The organism is Mycoplasma sp. 1573, assembly GCF_053851775.1.
Genome location: NZ_JBSQBG010000001.1, coordinates 317767 through 335399, shown reverse-complemented (window position 1 = coordinate 335399; position 17633 = coordinate 317767). Strand labels below are relative to the sequence as shown.

Below are 17633 nucleotides of genomic sequence, written 5' to 3'. Positions count from 1 at the left end.
CTAAAATTATACCTTTTGGCTTACTTTACTTGACAAAGCAATAAAAAATACTGCTAAGCAGTATTCTAAAAATCTCCTTTTATTCTTGAATCATCATTTTGATTATTAACATTATCAAATGAATCCAAATCAGTTTTGCTTATTGAATTATTATGCAAAACAGCAATAACTCTGTTAGCTCTTGCTCAAAAAATTCAAATCAATATTAAATTTGCAAAACCAGGTAAAAAGACTGACAAAATGAGTCAAATTTTGTGTTTTTGTAGACTCTTATGTTTTGCTACAAGCACTTCAGTAGCTGATATTTTGATTTTGGTGTTGTATTCATTTTCATATTTTCAATACATCAAATAACCTAATCCTAAAACCAGTAAATTTAGCAAAATCCCGCAAATAATCATTGCATTTCTAGCAACAATAAATGTTTTGTCTCATGTACCCATGTAAATACCAACATAAATAAACATACTAAAGAATCACGAGAAAAAATACAAAAATGCTGCTGTTTGTAGATAACTAATCAATTTGTTGGGACTAAAATAATTCATTATTTGCTCCTTATTGAAGTTTAAAGTGAATATACTTCTTTTTTTCACAAATATTGTAATTCGAAAACAAAGTTGTTTCTAGTATTTTTTTTACTTAATTTGGTATTGTTTTTAGTCGTTTTTTAGTTTTAAAAAAGCAGCAGCCAAACCCGGCTGCTTTTAAACGAAAAAATGAGAATTATTTGATTTTAAAAACTGTTATATAAATTAAATTTGAAAAAAAGAATAAAAAAAATGGCGATCGCGGCGGGACTCGAACCCACGACCACATGCTTAGAAGGCACGTACTCTATCCAGCTGAGCTACGCGACCACTTTTTTTTCGTAGTCAAGTGCTTTTGGCTACATTTGTAATTTTACTATTTTTAACTGAAAAAGTACAAAAAATATTTTGTTTTTTGTTTGCCATTTTTAAACCTTATATAATAGAGTAATGCCATATTGATGAATTAACATTTTTATTTTTATTGCAGGATATTTTATTGGTTCAATAAATCTGTCAATTATCATGTCTAAAAAACTTAAAAAAGAAGATATCAGATCACAAGGTTCAAACAATGCGGGTTCAACAAATGCTTTAAGAGTCTACGGCAAGAAATTTGCTTTAGTTGTCTTTTGCTTTGATGTTTTAAAAGCGATGTTACCTTGTTTTTTCGTTGTTATTTTGCAAAGATGAGTAATCAGAGACTTAAGCATCAGTATTTCATTGATACCGTTGATTGCTGGTCTAGGTGCCTTGGTTGGACATGTGTGACCTATTTACTTTAAATTTAAAGGTGGTAAAGGAGCTGCTTGTTTCTTAGGAATGGTTATTGCAACCAACATCATCTTACTATTCATTGGTATTGTTTTATTTTTAAGTGTTGTATTAATAACAAAATATGTTTCACTTGGTTCAATAGTTGTTCCATTCATACTAGTTTTATTAGCATTTATTCCTTGAATTGCTTCTGGACCTCTTGGTGTTTGCTCAATTAATAAAGATTGGTTTTATATTCCAGGTATTGTCTTACTTGTTGCTGACTTGATAGTTATTTTTATGCATCGCACCAATATTAAAAGATTGGTAAATAAAACAGAAAATAAGTTAAGACTTAAAAAATAGTTTTAAAGCTTAGTCAAAAAGACTAAGCTTTTTATATAGCAAAAGCAAGAATAAAAAACAAGATAAGCACTTGGCTTATCCTGTGTTCAATATATGCTAATTAACGTGCAGTTTCAAAAGTTTGAATTCTTAGATTGTTGAAGCTGATTAATTTTTCTAATTTTTCTTTTAGAACTGGATCAGAAGTTTTAGCAAGTCTTTTTTCGTATTTTTTAGCTCTCTTGTAAACTACTGCTTTTTCAATAGGAACAAGTCCGAACATAATTAATACAAATGAAGGAAGAAGAATTGCTGTTACGATGTTTCCGATTCATTCATAGTGTAAATTCTCTAATAATTTTCATTGAGCTTTAACAAAAGCAGCATCAGTCATGTCTTTTGTTTTTTCTACTGTTGTAATTAGTCCTACTTTAGGGTCAAAGTAGTTTTCGATTTGTTTTTCAGTTAAAGCAATTGATACATATGGATTAATTGCATAAGTAACTAATGCTAAAGCAACTAATACAATACCAACTCAACCTGCTCAAACTGTGTGTTTTCCTTTTTCAACTTTAATAAAGTTCAATTTACGGTTTCTGATTGTTCCAAAAATAGCAACAATAATGAACGCGAACGAGATAACAGCCATTCAGTTAGCCATTAAGTCAGAGAAGTTCATATTTGAATTGAAGTTTCTTGAACCATATAAACCGTCATATCCACCTGGGAAGTAAGCAAGTGATCCAACAACATTAAAGATTAGAGTAACAGGAATTGTTAGAATGATTGCATAGATAGTTCCGACGATTGGAGTTTTTGCTTTTTGCATTTTTGCATGAACTTTAAGTGGAACTCACAACTCACCTTCGTTTATTAAGTCTTCAATGAAACGAGTACATCACATTGTGAATCCGTTAATGATTCCTAAGATTCCGATTGCAATAGCAAAGTTAATTAATCCAAATAATCAACTTGCTTTAATTGATTTTAGTTGATCCGAGAATCCATAGAATCCTCCACTAGCAGCACCAATTGTCATTGTAACAGCAAGAATCAAGTAAATAATAGTTACAGTTACTAGTCCAATAACTAGAGCAAGTGGTGTTTTCTTAGGTTCAGCCATTTCTGATTGAACTCCGGCTGTTACATAAAATCCATCATATGCAAAGAAGATAGCAGCCATACTTGTGAAGATACCAAAGATTGGTGATAGTTTTGCTAGGCTTGTTGATTGTGGATTTCATCATTTAATTTGTGTCATTTGTTGACCGACAGTGACTGTGCTTCCATCACTGACTTGTTCAGATAGTTTTTGACCAGCAAATACTAATCCAATAATGGTTACTACGATAAGTGGGAAGAATTTAATAGCAGTAACAACTAAGTTTTGAATGTTTCCTGCTTTTGAACTTAATCCTGATGTAAATAAGAATCAGAATGAAATTCCTAAAGCAAAAAGCATCATAATAATTCAGTCATTATTTCCGAATGCTTTATTGATTAGTAAACCACCATCTGTGACAAATCCTCCAGCAGCGTCTTGCATTTGAATAATTACATATAGTGGCATAAAGTAGTAAGTGAAAGGTAAGTAAATAAAAGTCATGAAGTTTTTACATGCTTTATAGATGTAAAGACTGTTGAACGCTTTATTTCACCCAATCATACCAAGGTTATCATTACGACCTGAAGCAACTTCAACAAGTGCTATTGCCATGGCAATAACCGCAAATGCTGCTAGTCCCCAAGCTAAGATAGATCAGAAAATGTTTCCAGCAGATTCTGCAAGTACTTTATCTGCCCGTAGGAAAATTCCTGCTCCGACTGATGAACCGATAACAATTAAAATTGCTGAAAAGAAACTAATTTTCTTTTTCTTGTCAGCAGTCACAACTAATTGTTCGTCAGACATTGTTTATCCTTTCGTATGTTGTGTAATAAGTTTTTCTTATTACTGTTTTGTTGTTTGTTTATAAAAATTAAGAAAAAGAATGAATTTAAATGGGTTTAAGTTGTTTTTTTATAAACGCTAATAATTTTATGAATGTTCACAAATATAAATTTATTAATTTTTATTTAAGGTCTTTTCTTGATAAAGGCATTGACATGCAACGAGCATTTCCCATTCCAAGTGATAATTGGTTTCCGTGGAATGGAATAACTTTAATTCCAGCAGCTTCTAAAGCTTTGTTTGTTTTTTCGTTACGTGAGTAACCAATTACAACTCCTGGAGCTAAAGCTAAGTAGTTTGTTCCGTCGAAGTGTGTTTCTCTTTCAATTTCCATTAAAGTTGCACCTTTTCCTGCAATAGGAATTAGAACTGGTTTTTCACCGATAATTGATTCTAATAAGTCTGATAGAGATGCTCCGCTTTCTTTACGTTTTGGTTCATCTTCTGTTAAATCAAATTCTCAGAATTTTAGAACATCTAACATGATTGGTGAGTATAAGAATTTGTTTCTATCTAACATTGTCAATCATGTGTCTAGGTGCATTAAGTTTGTTCATTTAGGAACATTAACCCCAACAATACGTGTGAATTTTGCTTCTGGGTTAGCTTTAATATTTTTAGCTAATAATTCAATTGTATCTAGGTCTGTTCTTTCTGAAACTCCAATAACTAGTGTTTTTTCGTTGTATACGAATACATCTCCACCTTCGATTGAAAGTTTTAGACTTGGTTCGTAATAAATAGGAGTATTAACTAGTTTTGGGTGGTTTTTGAAAACGAATAATGAGAACAGTGTTTCTCTTTGACGCACTTTGTAACGCATGAAGTGAATTGTAACTCCATTACCTACTGATGCAAATGGGTCACGTGTGAAATATAAGTTTGGCATTGGATCTACAACTAATTCGTGTTTTGATTCAATGTTTAAATCATATTTTGTGATTCCTGACATCATGTATTCAACCATTTTTCTTGGTGAAAGTTTGCTGAAGAATTCTCTAATAAGAGCTTTCTTTTCTTCACTTAGAATTGGGTTTGAATCTTCTAAGAAGTCTTCGATAAATTGTTTACGAGCTTCCGGACTAGCTAGTTCGTAGGTTTCTGTTACTAAATCTAGTAGTTCAACTACATTGATTCCATGTCCTTTTAGTGATTCAACGAATGATCTATGTTCTTTTCTTGCTTCATGGCTTTCCAAGATAGCAGAGAACAATAGTTCATCTAGTCGAGCAGGGGTAATGTAATCAATTTCTCGCCCTGGTTCATGTACTAATACAGATTCAAGTTCACCAACTTCACTGTAGACGTTGATTCCCTTGAATTTTTCATTAAAAACTGACATTTATTGCCTTCCTTAAATAGTTTTTTAATAGATCTTTAAATTAATAAATTTTGTTGTTTGCATAAATAAATTTTTTTGTGTAATTCGAAATTTTATGGTAAAATTACACTGTTTTTATTTGCAAATTTATTTTTGTGATAAAAACCACTAACTCAATTTGGTGGTATAAACAACAGCTACACGCAAAAAAATATTTATACAATAATATTATAGTTTATTAACATAAATATTCAAGACCCCACACTGTGTTTTGTATACCTTCTTGTGTATTTTAATATTCAACATTTTGTTTTTTTCTTTCTTTAAATAAACTTTTCTCATTCTTTCTTAATTAATTTTTATAATTCTTATTAATGTTTAAATTTAGAAACACAGGTGCTTTGGGGATTAAGGAGTATAACAATGCAAAATGAAACAATGCTTTCAACTTCTCTAGAAGCTTTTAAAACAATGAACAAAGAAAATCTTACTTTTGAGCAAATTTATCAATACGTTCGTGAAAAATTTATTCAATCTTGAATCGAACAATTCTCACAAAACGATAATAATTTTAGTGAAGATGAAATTGATGAATTAAAAAGAGGGCAATTGTATAAATTGTTGACTATTGATGGTAAATTTTTCCGCTTAGCAGATGGAAGATGAACCATTAACCGACCAATTGAGAATACAAATCGTTAATAATCAGGGGCTTCATTCCCTGATTTTTTTCATTTTTATATTAATGGAAGAGAAAGTGAAATAATTTCGTATATGGCGACAAAAATTAAAAAATGATTTTTACCTTTAATGCTAACTAGTTTGATGATTCCAACTGTTTTACTTTCGGCCCAAAAATGTAATAATGTTGAAACAAAACAGCCACAAGAAGAAGCAAAATTTAGTCAGCAATTTTTAAGTGAGTATTACAAAGCAAAAGTGACGGAAGTTATCGATGGTGATACTATCGTGACTGAGAATAACAATGATTTTACTAAGTGAAGATTCAGTGGAATTGACACTCCGGAAACAAGAAAACATGCACCTGACGGAAGTTGAGAACTGACTACTGGAGACCAACATTTATGGGGAACAAAAGCTAAAGAAGAATTAAAAAGACTAATAACTGAAAATAAAGACTTCGTGTGAGTGCCAAAAAATCCTAAAAAGGATAAATACTCTCGATCTTTGGGAAAAATTTATCTTAGCGAGCAACATATGCTGAACATAGACTTAGTAACAAAGGGTTTAGCAATTAAGCGTTATATTAGTTTGGAAAGAAAAAATAAATATTACACAAGTGACACAACATTTTACATGGAGCTAGAAAATGCTGAAAACCAAGCAATCTTAAATAAAATCGGTATGTGGTCGCTTGGAACTAAAGCATACGTTATCGGCCTTCTATATTAATAAAGCAAAAAAAGTTAATTTTTTGGTAGAATTATAAAGCAATACAACATTAAAAGGAGCAACATATTATGAAAAAAGATATTCACCCACAATATCAACAAATTAAAATAACTTGCTCATCATGTGGTGCAGAACACGAATTCGGAACAACTGCAAGTAAAATCTCTTTAGATGTTTGCTCAAGTTGTCACGCCTTCTATACAGGTAACCGTACAAGTGCTAAAGCTACTGGTCAAGTTGAAAAATTCAACCGTAGATTCGGTAAAAATTCAAAATAATAATAAAAAACTCTCGTGTTGAGAGTTTTTTATTATGCCTTTTTTATCAATTAGCGATTAGTTTTCCATTTGAATCTTTTTGTGATCCTAATAAAGCTAGAACAAAATCAATAAATCATCAAATTCCGCAAAGTCCTAAAGTTAATAATTTAAAAATGCCCAACATTGTTCTTCCGGCGTAAAAACGGTCAATTCCTAGTCCACCTAAAAATCAAGATAATAAAACTAATACTAATCTACTTTTATCTGAAACTGCGTTCATTTTATTCCTCGTATTTCTTTCCTCAGAAGTATTTATAGTGGCTTTCTTTACCATCCTTAGTGATGTAGACAGCGTCCCCCTGTCTTTTACCTGTTGAGTATTTGTAACGTTCAACATCACCATTTGCATAGTATGTTGTTGCATCCCCATTTAGCATGTCGTTTTTGTAATTGCATTCTTCACGATCACCATTAGCTTTGTAAAATGTTGCTTTCCCGTGTTTTAGATTGTCAACATAAATAAATTCTTCACGATCACCATTAGCATATTGTAAATAACCAGGACCTTGTGCTAAACCATCAACATATGTGTATTCAGCAATATCGCCATTTGGAACTACCATTTTGGCAGGACCATTTTTTTGTCCATTAACATATGAGTAAGTTTCGGTTGAACCACAACGAAAGTAATAAATTGCTTTCCCTGTTTTCACTCCATCCACTATTTCTACTTCTTCACGTTGTTCGTACATAAATTTCCTTATTTAAAATATATATTTTAAATTATAACAATTTTTAAAAAATTGCATAATTTGCTTATTTTTTGGCTGTCTTTTTGATTTTTTAGCTTTTTGAAAACAAAAAGCAGCTTTTGCTGCCATTAGTTACTGATCAATGAAAGAATTCATCTTATTATTGAGTACCCGTTATTTGGTGAAAGGTGATTATCTAATTCTTGAACGTTGTCATTGATAAAAATTAATGAACTTTCGTTCTCTTCTTTGTCTTTTATCTTATCTAAGCATTCTACAAACAACTCGTTTATTTTGTCTAATTTTAAAAACTCTCGCACAAAGAAAAGTTGTCTTTCCTTGTATGGTTTATACACATTTTTCTTTCACGCTCTTGAAAGAGTTATTTTTCCATTTTCATTTTTGTACACTGCCTCTATATTTAGACCAAAATTCAGTATTTCTATAATAGATAGGTCGTCTAGATTAGTTTTATCCATTATTTCTGCGAACGACAAAGGGCGGATTGTGAGCATTTCTATTATTGAAATAAACAAATCAATATTAATATCTAGAGAAATATTTTTACTACTATATATTTCGTTAGAGTTTAAATTTGCATAAGTAGTATAAATATCGAACAAAGATAAATTTACATCTTCAAATGAATATCTTTTTGATTTAACTAGATTCACTGATGAGTAATCATTAATATCATTAAATTTATACTCATATAGATTGATTATCCTATTAACGTACACACAGAATACTAACCTAATTGGCTTTTTGACTTTTGTGGTTCAGAATCTATATGGATAATAAAGTTGTCTAATATTAAAATCTAACAATGGTATATTTTTGGCTTCTATTATTACAATCGATTCTTCGTTTTCAGCGCCAGCATCAATCTCACATTGTGCCTTAATTACCGATATTTTTGCCTTTTTATCATCGTTTGTGTTTACTACAAAATCAAAATTATTAGTTCACATTCTCCCATTAAACGTTTGTATGTTACCTGTCACGCCCAAAAAATCATCCAAAATTTTAGATATAAACAAAATATTTAACATTCGCGTTTCTGAGCTTATGTTATCAAGTTGCAAGGATTCATATTTGTCCAGTATTGTTCTGTCTATAATTGTGGGTTTTGTTACAATTGGCAATATGTTATTGTATAGTTTAAATTTTCCAAGTATGTAATGAGTTTTATCAACAGGTAAAATGTTTATCTGATTATCTTTAAATATTTTGGGCAATGACTTGTGAGTATCTCATTTTGCCATTAGTCGTGGTTCTTTGTATTCCTTGATTTGTTCAACAGTTATAAAATAGTAACCATGCCTTTCTATTTCGTTTAAAATGTCATACTTCTCGAATATTTTTTCTCAAGCTTCGCTTAAAGTTATTTTGTTAGTCATAGTTTCTTACTAAAACCTCATTAACATTTCGGCGTTTAGCGGCATCACTATTAATTGTTCTTTTAGCTGTAACAATTGTTATTTTGTAGTCTTTATATAACTCTTTTATAAATTCGTGTTCAGAGTTGGAAAGTAAAAATTTCACTCCTTTTTTGTTCAATTTGTCACATTCTTTCTTTAGTTCCACTTGCTGCTCCTTACTAAAACCATTTTCTGTGTAGCCGGTAAAAGAGGCAGAACTAGAAACTGGCATATAGGGAGGATCTAAATAAACAAAATCGTCCTTTTTTGCCTTTTTAAGCACTTCTTTATAATCACCTGACATAAAAATAATTTTGTTTTTGTTAAAATAATCAGACAAATTCCGTATAGCCTCTTCATTGACTATATTTGGATTTTTATATGCTCCATATGGGGTATTAAAAAAACCAGCCTGATTTACTCTAAATAGACCATTAAAACAAGTTTTGTTTAAGTAAATAAGTCTTGAAGCCTTTAATAAATCATTTCATTCTTTGTAATTAGGGTCTCTGTCCTGCGAACGAACAAGATAGAAATATTCTTTTGAATTTAACTTCTTGTGTTCTTTAAGAAGCTCAATTAATTCTTCAGGCTTATCCTTAACACATTTGTATGTTTTTATTAAACTTTCATTAAGATCATTGATTAACGCTTGTTTAGGCATTAATTCCAATAATACTGCGGCTCCCCCAATAAATGGCTCAATGTAATTATTGAAATTTTTAGGTACTAATCTTGAAATTTCAGGAAGAAGTTGTCTTTTACCTCCTACCCACTTTATGATTGGTTGTAATTTCTTGCTATTCATTTTTCAAATTTCCTTTTTAAATATTATATATTTAACTCCAAAATAACATCGGATTTGAAACAAAAAAAGCCCCTTTGGGCTTTCTGGTCAATTTCTTGATATGGTGCGCGAGGAGGGACTTGAACCCTCACGCCGTGAAGCACTAGTGCCTAAAACTAGCGTGTCTGCCAATTTCACCACTCGCGCAAATGGTGCCACCTATAGGACTCGAACCTACGACCTACTGATTACAAGTCAGTTGCTCTACCAACTGAGCTAAGGAGGCTTTTAATTTGCTTTAATATTATAACAATTTAAAGAACAAATTTTTAAAATTTTTTATTTTTCAGCAAGACACATATCGATGTGGGGAATATCATCTTCTAAATACTCAAAACCTACTGTTACAAAGCCACATTTTTCATATAGACCTAATGCATAAACTTGCGCCGATAGTCATATTTGTAACCCTTTTTGTTGTGCTACATTCTTTACAATTTGCAACACTTCAGACAGAAACTTTTGCATCAATCCCTGGCGTCTATAACGTGGGTTAGTTATAACTCTACCTATTTTGTATTTTCCATCACTTTCAAAATATCTCAAATAACAAGCAATTTCATTTCCAATATAGTAAAAGGTATGGCTGGCAGTAGCATCAATTTCATCGATATCCTGATATAAACACTGCTGTTCTATCATAAAAACATTTTGACGCAAAGCAAAGATATGCATTGCTTCCAAACCTGTCATTTCACTAAGTTTTTTAATTTTGATATCCATAATACACAAATATAATAACAAAAAAGCAAATAAAAAAAGCACTTGCGTGCTTGGTGATTTAACATATGGTGGACGATGAGGGGCTCGAACCCACGACCCTCGCCTTGTAAGGGCGATGCTCTCCCAACTGAGCTAATCGTCCGATAAAAAATGGTGACCCTAGCGGGGCTCGAACCCGCGAATGCATGGATGAAAACCATGTGTGTTAACCGCTTCACCATAGGGCCAACTGGCGCCGACAACAGGGATTGAACCTGTGACCAATTGGTTAACAGCCAACTGCTCTACCGCTGAGCTATGTCGGCAACTTTTAAATTGCTTAATAATTATACATAAAAATAAATTTCTTTTCAAAAAATATTTTTATTGTTTGTTTGGCTGTTTCGCTTGAATATTATAACAAATTTTTTAAGTTTACTCAACAATTGGATTAGTTGGTCAGCAATTAAAGACAAAACAAAATACATAAAACATGTTATAATAGATATACAAAATTTGGGTTGGTACTCAAGAGGCCGAAGAGGCGGTCCTGCTAAGACTGTAGGGGAAGCAATTCCCGCGGAGGTTCGAATCCTCTCCAGCCCGCCATTTTTTTTATAACTTTTTTGACCTAAAAGTAGACAAAAATGGCACAAAATTGTAAAATTTTACTTATGGATAAGCGTAAATTAAAGTTGGTTTGCTATTATATTTTGTTATTAATATTAATTCTAGGACTCTTTGGAGTCATATATTTAATAATTCAAAACAGCAACAATATTGCCTTAATTTCAACTCTTGCTGCTATCTATTTTCTAAATTTAATTTTTAATATCATTGTTTTTACTCAAGATCGGCCAAACGAAACAAGGCAAAGCTGAATTATTGTTTTTATCTCATTGCCTTTAATTGGACATATTCTTTATATTATCTTTGGGCAAAAATATTCAAAAGTTTTGTCCTTTGAAGATTATGTAAAAGAAAGAAATTCATTTTTACAAAACAATAAAACATGTGAATTGAATGAGTCCATCAACTGCGAAAAGTTACAAAAAATTGCCAAAATGAATGCTAAAAACATATATCCAGCTAAAATAATAACTTTTGATAATGGACATTTCTTTTTTCAAGAACTTTTTAACCAATTAAAAAAGGCTAAAAAATTTATCTTTTTAGAAACTTACATTATTAAGCCAGGAGAAATCTTTGAAGAACTGAAGCAAATTCTAATTTCAAAAGTTTCTGAAGGTTTAGAAGTCAAAATCATTGTTGACGATTTTGGTTCTTGAGACTTACCACGTAGCACATTTAAAGAACTTGAAAATCTTGGAATAAAAATTGTTCGGTTTGAAAAAATCCCTTTTCCTTTTATTACTGGAAATGCCAACTACCGCAGTCACCGTAAATTTGTTATTATTGATGGCAATTACGTTTTTACAGGTGGATGTAATATTAGTGATGAATATGCTAACTTTTCAAAAAAATATGGAATTTGAAAAGACGCAAATATCAGCTTACAAGGACCAATAGTTGAGTATTACACAAGACTTTTTAGCTATGATTGATACAAACAATCGGGTAAAAAATTAGGCAATATTGAAAGCTATTTTTTGGCATCAAATAACGAACATAATGAATATGAAAATGCTATCACAACCATTGAAGACGGGCCAGCATGTGATTTTCCATTTATAGAATCAACAATGATTAAAATGCTAAGCGAAGCGGACAAATCAATAAAATTATCGACACCGTACTTCATACCAAGTAAAAGACTTTCGATGGCGTTAAGTGATGCTTTAGCACAAGGAATTGATATTACTCTTTACATTCCTGGTCTGTGAGATAAAGCATATGTATATTTTGCAACTATCTCTTGTTTAAAACCTCTGATTAAACTAGGACTAAAAGTTAAATTAGTAAAAAATTGCTTTTTACACTCAAAAATTGCTTTAGTTGATGATGAATTAGCATATTTGGGAACTTTAAATCTTGACCATCGCAGTTTCTATACTCAATTTGAAGTGACCAATTTTTACAGTGGTGAAGCAACAAAAGATATAAAATATATTTTTGAAACTTACGATCGTTTACATGATGAAAAGCAACTTAAAAAGTTGTTGAACAAGAAAAACGGTTTGATAGCTAAGTACTTATTGAGAATTTTTAAACCGGTTTTATAGAGCACTTTTGGTGCTTTTTTGTTTAAAAGTGCTATCATTTTAAGTATATGCATCGTTAGCTCAGCTGGTAGAGCAGGAGACTCTTAATCTTCGGGTCACAGGTTCGAACCCTGTACGGTGTACCATATCATCATTTTGACCACAAAAAAAATCAGACTTTTTTAGCAAGGTCTGATTTTTTATTTAAAAATATTTAGGTCCCTATCAATGATATTAACACCTTTTTCCAGTACTAATTCAATGAACTGGTATGCCATAATCATTGCCATAACGTCATTTTCACAGTATATTTTTAAATTATTGACTACTTCTTCTCATTTATTATCTTGAATTGTGTCAGCATAACGGCAGATAGCATATGTCATTGCCATTGTTCCGTTTTGCACTTCTAACTCACTATAAGGAGTAATCATTACAGGAAGTTGTAGTTTTGATTTAGTTATTAATTTTTCAATCTTTTTAATTGAAGAAAAACCTCTTAGCTGGTGGAAATAGATAGCATTTTTTGAGTAATTGAAAACATTTTCGAGATCTACACACAATTCCTCACTTATAATTTTGTCAACCATTTTTTTCAATTCATCAATTTGCTCTTGTGAAATTGCTTTACCACCTGTTTTTAAATTAGTTATTTCGTAAAGTTCAACCATTTCTCTTAAACGAGTATTTTCGTAAGATTTGTTAAAGACTACATACGCACAGGCATTAGGATCATAAATTGTTTTAATAAAATCCAAATATTGTGATAGTTCAAGATTTCTAGGATCTAAGACAACATTTTCCTTGCTTATTATTTGATTGTTTATTGTTTTAATTACACTTACTTGGAAAACTATTTGTCGATATGGCAAAGTGTAATCAAAAATTGGATAAGGCATAGAAAAACCTTCAAAATCGTATCAAACAACCACTTTATCTTTTTGTCTTAATGGCTTAATTATATTTTCAACCACTTGCTCATTTAGTGTAGATTCTTTTCTTAAAATCTTGTTGAGAGCATTAGCTTGAGAAGTGGTTCTTTGCAATATATCATCATATGGCTGGTCGTGAAAAATTTTTTCGGCTATTTTAGATACAAATGAACCATGAATATGTGAAAAAGTTGGATATAGGGTGTTGAAGACAAGATTTGTTTTTGTCTTGTATTTTTTGCATCATTTGCTTGAATCATCCTTCTCACTTAGAACATAAGAAGTTTTTTCTTTTTTACTTCTTAACTCTTTAATTATTTTTATAAAGTATTCAACATCAGCACATCGTAAATCTTTTTTTACTTTTCCGTCATTTTCAAAAATTACTTTATCGAAAGAAAACTTTTTGCTGTCATCTAACCAGGCAATGAATTCTTTTTGACTTTTCGTGCTTGCCACTTCACTTGCCAAGTAGAAATCTAAAGTATTTTTTTGAGTGTTGTTTGCGTCTTTATTAAAAACAAGAAGTCGATAACTTGTCAAATTTTTGACACCAGAAAGTTTTGCTATCTGGCAATTTCAATAACCTTTTAAAAGATTGTCAAGTGAGCTTTTAGCTACTGGTTTTTTGTCTAACATTAAACCTGTTTTTTTGTTGTATGCAGCAGGTTTAGCCAAAGCATCTTTATACTCAAAAACTGGACCAATAATTACCTCTATTTCCGGGTCATCTAAATGCTTTTTAGTCAATTCAATTTTTTGTTCCAGTTTGGTTGAAAGAGGAATTATTACTGATTTGAAATTTTGAAAATATTTATTGATATACAAGTTGATAGATTTATTTACTAAATTAAAAGCCTTGTTGTCAGCATGAGCGCGATACAAATCAAGACCAAATTTGTCTGAGTAGTTGAATTCTTCAGTAGTTTCAAAAAGACCTATGAAGTTAGCTCACTCTTTATTTTCATCATCGTCTTCTAATTCGTCATCGTCTTCATCACAATAACTTGCATTTTGTACATTATGTTCTAGTAAAAAATCTTCTTCAGTGTGTGTTAATCAGTACTCTGATGAAACATTGTATGTAAAATAGTCTTTATATTGAATGTATTTTTTATTTGTCACGAATTACAACCTTTCCATTTTCATATCACTTAAGCAGCAATTTTGCTCAGTCATTTTCATTACGACAGCGCAGATAGTCGACTTGATCAGCATCAATAACTGGATCATAATGTTCAGAAAAACCATTAATAGTTGTTTTTTTAAATCAGTTTATTACGTATTCTAAATCGTCACGTGCTTGCTTTTCGTCTAATGGGTATATATTGGCTAAAGCATGTCTTTTATTGACATCAACTTTATTTGGATCTTGATAGTCTTCTTCTTCTAAAAAGAGTGCAAAAATACCAAATTTTTCAGCTCCCATCAAGTAAGCATATAACTGAGCTTGCTTGATATAAGCGAGACTTGGGCCATTTTTCTTTCATTCTTCCCATTTTTTAACACCAGCAGTTTTAATTTCAACTACTGTATTTTTTGACTCAATGAAACCATCAGGAATACCACCGACATATTTATTTTTGTCAGCAAAATAGTCATACTTGTACTCACGGGCATTAAATGTTTGCACTTCAACTTTCGCTTCTCTTGCTAATTTTGCAATTATTTTAGGTTCTAAAATAACCCCTGCATTAACATATTTAGGATCTAACATTGGCAACGCTAAACGACTTATATGGCAAAAGGCTTGAAAATGATTGTTAAAAACGTCAGTATTTAAAACCTTAGCTATTGATGAACCCCCAATTTTTTTAAATCCCGCGAATGAACCTGGTTCATTTTTAAAAAGCATATTATGAAAAAAAGGTTCTAATATTACTATTCTTTTTTCTTCGTCAAGTGTGTAGTGGCAATCATTGTAGTATTTTCTTGGAAATGATGCCAAAAGCTTTTCTCTTAATTCTGTGGTTTCCATTATTATTCCTCTTCAAAACTAACACTTTCATATTTTTGTTGAATAGTTTCTCAAATGTGTGAAATGTCTGCTTTTGGGCTTTTTTCTCTTAGGCTTGTGATTTGTTTGATAGAAATGATTGCATCATAAATTGCTTTATAGTTTGTATGAGCATGACTTTCTCAATTGTCATATTCTTCAAAAACTTTTTTGTCAATTTCTTCTTCTTTTAAATCTGGTAGGTAACAATGAATAATTTCGTGCAATAAGTTGAAGAAAATAAAACTTTCACGATTGTAAATGTCATTCAAGAAAATGTAGCGTTTAGCACGTTTTTTAAGAGTAATACCTCTTATTTTTGCTCCTGTTATATATTTTTTTGTTACTAAAACTATCCCTTTGCTTGCTAGAAAATGTTTTAAAAGTTCGATCTTTTCACTAAAAGTTACGCTGCTTGACATAATGTTCAGCACTTTTTTTAGAGTTACTTTAAATTGACTATTTCTAAAGTTTCCAACTTCTAGGTTGTGATCAATACCCAATTCACAAAAACGAATTCAAACATATGTATTAGGCTTGTTGTAATATTTTTTAGATTCTGCCAAAATGTGTTTTTCCAAATATTCTTTGTAATTTTCTAATTTATTGACCCCATAAAATTCTTTTAATAACATCAGTTTTCTTCAGTCTTCCATTTCTTCACGAATCTGAATGTTTTGTTTAATTAAAAGTTGTGGATTTTTAATTAGAAATTTTACTCCATAACTTTCTAGATGAATTTTTAGGTCATCCCCCATATCAAGACCTTGTTTACGGTTGCGATATAGTTGATAATGCCTTCAAAGTGAACCGTTAGGAAGTTGAAAAACAAATTCTAAACCTTCAATTATTCCTGTTGTTATCACATTGCTATCTTCATTTAAAAAACTATTAACATGTTTTAAACTCAAACCCAGTCGCAAAGCAAGTTCTTTTTGACTCATTTCGTTTTTATCAAGTAAGAATTTAATTTCATCACTAAAACTCTCGAACTGATCGATGGTTGGTATTTCTGACATTTATGCTCCTTTATTACATAGTAATAATTATATGCAACAAAAACAAAAAAGTATGATTTTGTTCATTTTTTTGACACAAAAAAGTTGTAAAAAGTAGATAAAAAAATGTCGAAAAGTTCGACATTTTCTGCAAAATCCATTTTTCTATTGTTGTGTTTTTTCTAAAAAAGACTGAATTGCCATCAAATTTTGACTGATAATATCAATTTTTATGTAACTATAATTTTTGTTCATTCCATGTACAACGTCTTTATTTGCAAAAATATTAATTTGCTGCAAAATCATAAAAATGTATTTTTGCTTGAATTCATTTTTCTCTAATAAATAACGATAGTACTTGATTTTTTCAAGGGTTTTTTCAACTTGAAGATTTAAATAAATATCTGATTGTTTTGCAACTAATGCACCTATTGCAACTTTAAAAATCTTTTTAGTGACTTTTACTTTACTATGATGTGTTACAAGAAAAATAATCAAAACCAAAGGACTAGAAACAAGCGAAACAAAACCACCTGACGAAATTTCTTGATGATTATTACTCAATTTCAGTTGCAATTCAATTAAAAAGTCTAACAGTAAGAATAAAGCTAAGCAATAAATAGCTAAAATTGATAACTTTTCCAATACTCAGGTTGAAATGTTTTTACGTTTATCTTTAGTTGCAACTTCTAAAGTATCTTCGACCATTTCTAAAAACTTATCCAATTTGTTTAGATTAAAATGTTTTGCGTAAGGAGCAAAATCCAGTTTAAAGACGTTTAATCTTTCATTAACAATTTGGTTTAGAATAACATTTTCATTGTTATCTAATTTTTCATTTTTCAAAAAGGTACGAATAATTTCGGACAATTTGTGCATATGATTGATGAAAATAATCTGGATTATTTTTACTATCAGCAGTGAAACAAATGCCAATATACTTGCAGCCACAAAAATCCATAAATAATACATTTTATTAGGTTCTTGTTTTACAGCTAGATTATAAATACTGAAAAAAGGCAACGCAATGACACCAATAAATGTAGCCAGTAAAACAACTTCAAATAAAGCATAAAATGCATTTTTGAATTGTGGTTTGTTTCTTCTCGTGTTCGTATAAACAAAGGTTATTAAATTAATATTATCGTATAAAAGTCTCTTACATTCAGAGTGATTTTTGACACGAGAAATGTTTTTTTTAAATCTAAGAATTTTAAGTAATTTCATGATGTAATACCTTAAGAAAT

General features: G+C 30.6%; 17 protein-coding genes and 8 tRNA genes. 7 read left to right on the top strand and 18 right to left on the bottom strand.

Annotated elements, in window-relative coordinates; all coding sequences use genetic code 4:
* Window positions 1–65: 65 nt before the first annotated feature.
* A complete protein-coding gene (locus tag ACWXVT_RS01370) occupies window positions 66–548 on the bottom strand; it encodes a hypothetical protein (RefSeq protein WP_455967773.1) in 483 nt (160 codons plus the stop codon).
* A 235-nt stretch (window positions 549–783) separates the two neighbouring features.
* A tRNA-Arg gene (locus ACWXVT_RS01365) sits at window positions 784–860 on the bottom strand.
* 120 nt (window positions 861–980) lie between these two features.
* Between ACWXVT_RS01365 and plsY the strand changes: the two genes are divergently transcribed.
* Window positions 981–1652: a glycerol-3-phosphate 1-O-acyltransferase PlsY gene (plsY, locus tag ACWXVT_RS01360; protein ID WP_455967772.1), complete on the top strand. Its 672-nt coding sequence runs from the start codon at window positions 981–983 to the stop codon at window positions 1650–1652.
* Between the two features lie 100 nt (window positions 1653–1752).
* Here the strand turns inward: plsY and ACWXVT_RS01355 are convergent, their stop codons facing one another.
* Window positions 1753–3543, bottom strand: a complete 1791-nt coding sequence (locus ACWXVT_RS01355; protein ID WP_455967770.1) for an APC family permease — start codon at window positions 3541–3543, stop codon at window positions 1753–1755.
* Window positions 3544–3703: 160 nt separating this feature from the next.
* Complete coding sequence (gene arcA, locus ACWXVT_RS01350) at window positions 3704–4924, bottom strand: arginine deiminase (protein ID WP_438341354.1); 1221 nt, start codon at window positions 4922–4924, stop codon at window positions 3704–3706.
* Window positions 4925–5326: 402 nt separating this feature from the next.
* Between arcA and ACWXVT_RS01345 the strand changes: the two genes are divergently transcribed.
* From ACWXVT_RS01345 to rpmE, 3 genes are all read left to right on the top strand, one after another.
* Window positions 5327–5605, top strand: coding sequence for a hypothetical protein (locus ACWXVT_RS01345; protein WP_455967769.1), 279 nt, complete (start codon window positions 5327–5329; stop codon window positions 5603–5605).
* Window positions 5606–5677: 72 nt separating this feature from the next.
* On the top strand, window positions 5678–6316 hold the full coding sequence (locus ACWXVT_RS01340) for a thermonuclease family protein (protein ID WP_455967768.1): 639 nt from the start codon (window positions 5678–5680) through the stop codon (window positions 6314–6316).
* Window positions 6317–6384: 68 nt separating this feature from the next.
* Window positions 6385–6594: a 50S ribosomal protein L31 gene (rpmE, locus tag ACWXVT_RS01335; protein ID WP_438341357.1), complete on the top strand. Its 210-nt coding sequence runs from the start codon at window positions 6385–6387 to the stop codon at window positions 6592–6594.
* A gap of 43 nt (window positions 6595–6637) precedes the next feature.
* On the opposite strand, the gene ACWXVT_RS01330 is transcribed toward rpmE, so the two are convergent.
* From ACWXVT_RS01330 to ACWXVT_RS01285, 10 genes are all read right to left on the bottom strand, one after another.
* Window positions 6638–6856 carry an NINE protein gene (locus tag ACWXVT_RS01330; RefSeq protein WP_438341358.1) on the bottom strand — a complete coding sequence of 73 codons (219 nt, stop codon included), beginning with the start codon at window positions 6854–6856 and terminating at the stop codon, window positions 6638–6640.
* Window position 6857: 1 nt separating this feature from the next.
* Window positions 6858–7328: a hypothetical protein gene (locus ACWXVT_RS01325; protein WP_438341359.1), complete on the bottom strand. Its 471-nt coding sequence runs from the start codon at window positions 7326–7328 to the stop codon at window positions 6858–6860.
* A 128-nt stretch (window positions 7329–7456) separates the two neighbouring features.
* Window positions 7457–8728: a type II restriction enzyme gene (locus ACWXVT_RS01320; protein ID WP_455967766.1), complete on the bottom strand. Its 1272-nt coding sequence runs from the start codon at window positions 8726–8728 to the stop codon at window positions 7457–7459.
* Window positions 8721–9557 carry a DNA adenine methylase gene (locus tag ACWXVT_RS01315; protein ID WP_455967764.1) on the bottom strand — a complete coding sequence of 279 codons (837 nt, stop codon included), beginning with the start codon at window positions 9555–9557 and terminating at the stop codon, window positions 8721–8723. Before ACWXVT_RS01315 ends, ACWXVT_RS01320 begins: the two co-directional genes overlap by 8 nt.
* Window positions 9558–9658: 101 nt before the next feature.
* A tRNA-Leu gene (locus ACWXVT_RS01310) sits at window positions 9659–9743 on the bottom strand.
* Between the two features lie 3 nt (window positions 9744–9746).
* A tRNA-Thr gene (locus ACWXVT_RS01305) sits at window positions 9747–9822 on the bottom strand.
* A gap of 53 nt (window positions 9823–9875) precedes the next feature.
* A complete protein-coding gene (locus tag ACWXVT_RS01300; protein ID WP_455967763.1) occupies window positions 9876–10319 on the bottom strand; it encodes a GNAT family N-acetyltransferase in 444 nt (147 codons plus the stop codon).
* Window positions 10320–10385: 66 nt separating this feature from the next.
* Window positions 10386–10461: transfer RNA gene (locus ACWXVT_RS01295), tRNA-Val, on the bottom strand.
* A 9-nt stretch (window positions 10462–10470) separates the two neighbouring features.
* Window positions 10471–10546, bottom strand: a tRNA-Glu gene (locus ACWXVT_RS01290).
* Between the two features lie 3 nt (window positions 10547–10549).
* Window positions 10550–10624 (bottom strand) — tRNA-Asn (locus tag ACWXVT_RS01285).
* A 192-nt stretch (window positions 10625–10816) separates the two neighbouring features.
* Here ACWXVT_RS01285 and ACWXVT_RS01280 point away from each other — a divergent pair.
* The 3 genes from ACWXVT_RS01280 to ACWXVT_RS01270 all read left to right on the top strand — a co-directional run bounded on the left by ACWXVT_RS01280 (window position 10817) and on the right by ACWXVT_RS01270 (window position 12606).
* Window positions 10817–10907: transfer RNA gene (locus ACWXVT_RS01280), tRNA-Ser, on the top strand.
* Between the two features lie 104 nt (window positions 10908–11011).
* The gene (cls, locus tag ACWXVT_RS01275) at window positions 11012–12481 is read left to right on the top strand and encodes a cardiolipin synthase (protein WP_455967761.1); all 1470 of its coding nucleotides are present in this window, start codon (window positions 11012–11014) and stop codon (window positions 12479–12481) included.
* 49 nt (window positions 12482–12530) lie between these two features.
* Window positions 12531–12606, top strand: a tRNA-Lys gene (locus ACWXVT_RS01270).
* 54 nt (window positions 12607–12660) lie between these two features.
* On the opposite strand, the gene ACWXVT_RS01265 is transcribed toward ACWXVT_RS01270, so the two are convergent.
* The 4 genes from ACWXVT_RS01265 to ACWXVT_RS01250 form a co-directional block, all read right to left on the bottom strand.
* Entirely contained in the window at window positions 12661–14517 is a 1857-nt protein-coding gene (locus tag ACWXVT_RS01265) for a DUF2779 domain-containing protein (protein WP_455967759.1), read from the bottom strand.
* The gene (locus ACWXVT_RS01260) at window positions 14507–15370 is read right to left on the bottom strand and encodes an MAGa7180 family putative nuclease (RefSeq protein WP_455967758.1); all 864 of its coding nucleotides are present in this window, start codon (window positions 15368–15370) and stop codon (window positions 14507–14509) included. The genes ACWXVT_RS01265 and ACWXVT_RS01260 overlap by 11 nt, the downstream gene beginning before the upstream one ends.
* Before the next feature lie 2 nt (window positions 15371–15372).
* Window positions 15373–16407, bottom strand: a complete 1035-nt coding sequence (locus ACWXVT_RS01255; RefSeq protein ID WP_455967756.1) for a hypothetical protein — start codon at window positions 16405–16407, stop codon at window positions 15373–15375.
* 144 nt (window positions 16408–16551) lie between these two features.
* The gene (locus tag ACWXVT_RS01250; protein ID WP_455967754.1) at window positions 16552–17613 is read right to left on the bottom strand and encodes a hypothetical protein; all 1062 of its coding nucleotides are present in this window, start codon (window positions 17611–17613) and stop codon (window positions 16552–16554) included.
* Window positions 17614–17633: the final 20 nt, after the last annotated feature.